At 66.8% G+C, this 3,505-nt stretch carries 3 protein-coding genes and 2 pseudogenes; all 5 read left to right on the top strand.

Annotation, left to right across the window (positions count from 1 at the left end):
• Positions 1-324, top strand: a pseudogene (locus AVW11_RS37615) (hypothetical protein); the annotation flags it as partial.
• A gap of 369 nt (positions 325-693) precedes the next feature.
• A complete protein-coding gene (locus AVW11_RS35290) occupies positions 694-1,083 on the top strand; it encodes a WXG100 family type VII secretion target (protein WP_076047065.1) in 390 nt (129 codons plus the stop codon).
• A gap of 23 nt (positions 1,084-1,106) precedes the next feature.
• Positions 1,107-1,412: a WXG100 family type VII secretion target gene (locus AVW11_RS35285; RefSeq protein ID WP_030965255.1), complete on the top strand. Its 306-nt coding sequence runs from the start codon at positions 1,107-1,109 to the stop codon at positions 1,410-1,412.
• Positions 1,412-3,241, top strand: a complete 1,830-nt coding sequence (locus AVW11_RS35280; protein WP_076047064.1) for an RNase A-like domain-containing protein — start codon at positions 1,412-1,414, stop codon at positions 3,239-3,241. Before AVW11_RS35285 ends, AVW11_RS35280 begins: the two co-directional genes overlap by 1 nt.
• Positions 3,241-3,505 (top strand): annotated as a pseudogene (locus tag AVW11_RS37265) (hypothetical protein); the annotation flags it as partial. The gene AVW11_RS35280 and the pseudogene AVW11_RS37265, both read left to right, overlap by 1 nt.

Genomic DNA, 3,505 nt, shown 5'->3' with positions numbered 1-3,505 from the left:
GCCGGGCTCCGGCCGATCACGGCCGGAGCCGCCGTCGAGCTGCTTGCCTCGCTCGCGCAGGAGTGGTTCTTCGAGAGCAACCCGGTCCGGTTGAGGGAAGACCGGGACATGGTGCTGGCGGACGCCCGGATCGTGCTGGACCGCTTCGGCCCGGACGCGGCGTTCTGGACCTCTTCCCGCCTCGCCCGTACTAGCGACGCACCCGACTTCCTGGCACAGGACCTCAGAAGCGGCCACCCCTTCACCGGCTACATGATGGACCTCGGCCTGATCGCGGTGTCCGCCGACGAGGTCGGAGTCTTCTGGTCGTTCAACGCGCTGTGAGCGCGGGGCGGTGGATCGGCCGCTACGCGCTCCTCGACGACCGCGTCTGCCTCTCATCTGAGCTGACATGGGCAGACCGGGCGGGCGGAAGGCTGATTCATCGGCCGGTTCGGAAGGCACGGGCGAGCCGGCCGGAAGCCTGAGTAGCGCAGCTTCCCGTGAGACCGAGTCGGCCACCCGCAGCTCCCCGGCTTGCAGCAAGAACCCTTCGGGCGTCGACGTGTCAAGTACGCATGTGGGCCTGGGGGGTTCACGCCGTCTCTGGCCGACACGCCTGAGTACGCGCACTCAGGCGTGCAGTTCGACAATATGCGAACCTCATAGGCAGTACGTACGAATTCGGCACGGCAGTGCTGGCGAGGGGTGGACATGCAGGACAGCGATCTGAGGGTTTCGGAGGACGGCCTTACCCGGCTCGCTGACGACCTGGACCAGATGCAAGGCCATCTGGAACGGCAGATCCGCGACATGGACCGGGTGGTCGACAGCATCGCGGCCGGCTGGCAGGGTCCCACGGCTACGGCCTACCGCTCCTTGCATCGGGGAGCGGCAGAGGACGCCGTGCGGATCCGGCAGGTGCTCGCCCTCCTCGAAGAGGCCACCCGGGCCGCTCGTGACGGCTTCACAGCCCAGGAACTGGAGATCTTGGCCGCGTTCAAGCGTGTACAAAACCAGGAGGACGTGGCGGCGTCTGCCGAGGAATTGACCGTGCCCGACCAGGCTCCAGCGGCTCCGCAGAGCCGTCTGCAGGACATCTGAGAGCAGCGAGGAACAGCCCCACCATGTCGGACGACGACCGTATAACCGTCGATTTCGCCACCTTGCAGCGCCTTTCCGGCGACCTGGAGGAGATCCTCAAGAACCTCAACGAGAAGCTCGACCTGCTCTACGAGCGCACCAAGAAGGCCGTTATGAGCTGGGACGGCGAGGCACGGCAGGCCTTCATCGACGAGCTCGACAAATGGGATCGCTCGGCCCAGGACCTCAAGGCCGCACAAGCCTGGCTCCACGAGGTCGTGGTCAAGGGACACCTCAACTACGCGGCGGCGAACAAATCCGTGCTCCAGGGTTGGGGAGGCGGCGCCTGATGGCCGGCCCCACCCCGGGCCCCACCCCGGCGCAGCCGCCTGCCGGAGGCGGCAACATCGACGTCAAGCCGTCGAGCCTGTGGACCGTCTCCGGCCGGGTCGCCGGTCAGCAGGACCCCATGATGCGAGGTGGGAACACACTCGTGCAGGAGCTGCAGAAGTACCCGGACGCCGGTGGGGCGGGCACCAGCGCCGAGAAGTTCGCACAGGCCTACAAGAAGATAGGCAACCGCTGGCTGGAGGTGTTGGGCAAGAGCGTGGTCAGCATCGGTGGTGTCGCCGTCGGCTTCACGGAGACCGCCAACGCCTACACCAAGGCCGATGCGGCGGCCCATCCCAAGCCCGGGAAGGCCGCGGAGCAGCGCCCCCTGCCCACGGTCATCGACAAGGACCCCAAGTTCGCCAGCGTCCCCGACATCAAGTGGGGTGACAACGACGGCGGAGACGACCTGATCCGCGGGGCGATGGAGGGCATACCGGAGATCGTCCGGGATGTTCTGCAGCCCGCCGCGAAGAACATCTTCCGCGTCGGCAAAGTGGCGGACGTCTACCCCTTCCCGCAGCAGCACTACCTCAACTCGCACTGCCACAGCTGGATGAACGCCTCGACCGTCCCGGGCAACACGGCGGCCGAGCTGACGAGCATCATCGGCACCATCACCAACCACGGCCGGGCCGACTGGGAAGCCGCCATGCGGACGTTCTGCAGTGCGCTGTGGGGTGCGACGGCCTGGGGGCAGTCCGGTCCGTCCCGGCACGGCTACCAGTGGGCGCACACCACCGGCCCGCACGGGGCACAGGTGGCCACGGGCAGTCAGCCGGTGATGGCCGTCCTGGCCGACGTGGCGATCAAGATCAGCGACTGTCTGCGCGAGTATGCGGAAGCCGCCGTCGAGCTGAACCACGACGTCTTCGAAGAGCTCAAGCGGGCCATGAAGAAGGCCGCCATGAGCATCCTCGACGACCTGGAGAAGGCCAAGGAGAAGCCCAGTCTCAAGACCATCGCGGGCGCGGTCACCAGCGTGGCCAGCGGGGCGGGTGGCGCCGTCGGGCTCCTGCTGAAGTTCGACGTCAACACGGTCCTGAACCTGGACAAGGCCAAGCTCAACCGGATCGTGGACGAGTACACCGGCATCGTGGACGGCCTCACCACGCGCATGGAGGCGCTCCAGAAGGTCCTGGACGAAGCGCACATGAGTGCCCCGAAGTTCGAGGCCGGCGTCGCCCGCGCCCACGGCTTCGGCGCCCGGTCGCTCAACGACTTCAAGCACGAGCAGCAGTGGACCGTTCCGGGCTCGAACGGCAACGTGGCCTTCGACCTGGCCGCCAACGAGTACCTCGGCGGTGGTCACACCCTGGACAAGCACGTGGGCAAGACCGACGAGCAGCTCGCGCAGCGCCTGCGTGACCAGTCGAGCGCGTCCAACACGTGGCCCGAGGGTGCCAAGCCCAGCATCGGTGGTTCGTCGAGCTTCAAGACGATCGGGGACGCGCAGCGGCTCACCGAGCAGAACCTGCGACTGAAGCAATCCGAGATCGACGCGTGGCTCGCCTCCAACCCGCAGAACGGTGACAGGGAGTCCTTCACCAGTGAAACGCCCAACCGCGAGGTCAGCGGCAACTACATCTCGAAGCAGGCCACGGACAACCAGGACGGGTCCCCGGGCAAGATCCCTGGGACGGGGTACAAGGATCACGGCCTCAGCGCGAAGCCGGTCGGCGTCACGTGGGTCAATACCGTCCTCAAGTACGATTCCAGCCTCGATCCCCCGTACGTCATCTACACGTCGATGCCCGCGCCCCGACCGAAAGACCTCCCGGCACCCTGATGAGCCACCTCGACAAGATCACCTGGGAAGCGGCATTGCTGCGGCTTCTGGAGGATGTCTACACCTTCGCTTGGAGCGGGCCTCGGTTGCACGAGGACTGGGCCGAGGACGTCTGCGCCGTCATGGAGCGGTCGGTCGCCGACCCGCGGGGTTGGTCCGTCATGGAATGGCAGATGGACAAGGTGGGGCGGGAGAGCGGCTATCCGTTCCACCCGTTCCTTGCGCTGACCGCCGAGGAGTTGCGGGCCGGGCTCCGGCCGATCA

The sequence above is a fragment of the Streptomyces amritsarensis genome, assembly GCF_001953875.1.
In the GTDB taxonomy this organism is placed as follows: domain Bacteria; phylum Actinomycetota; class Actinomycetes; order Streptomycetales; family Streptomycetaceae; genus Streptomyces; species Streptomyces amritsarensis.
The sequence above is the reverse complement of the archived record's forward strand: the minus strand, read 5'-3'. Positions and strand labels throughout refer to the sequence as shown.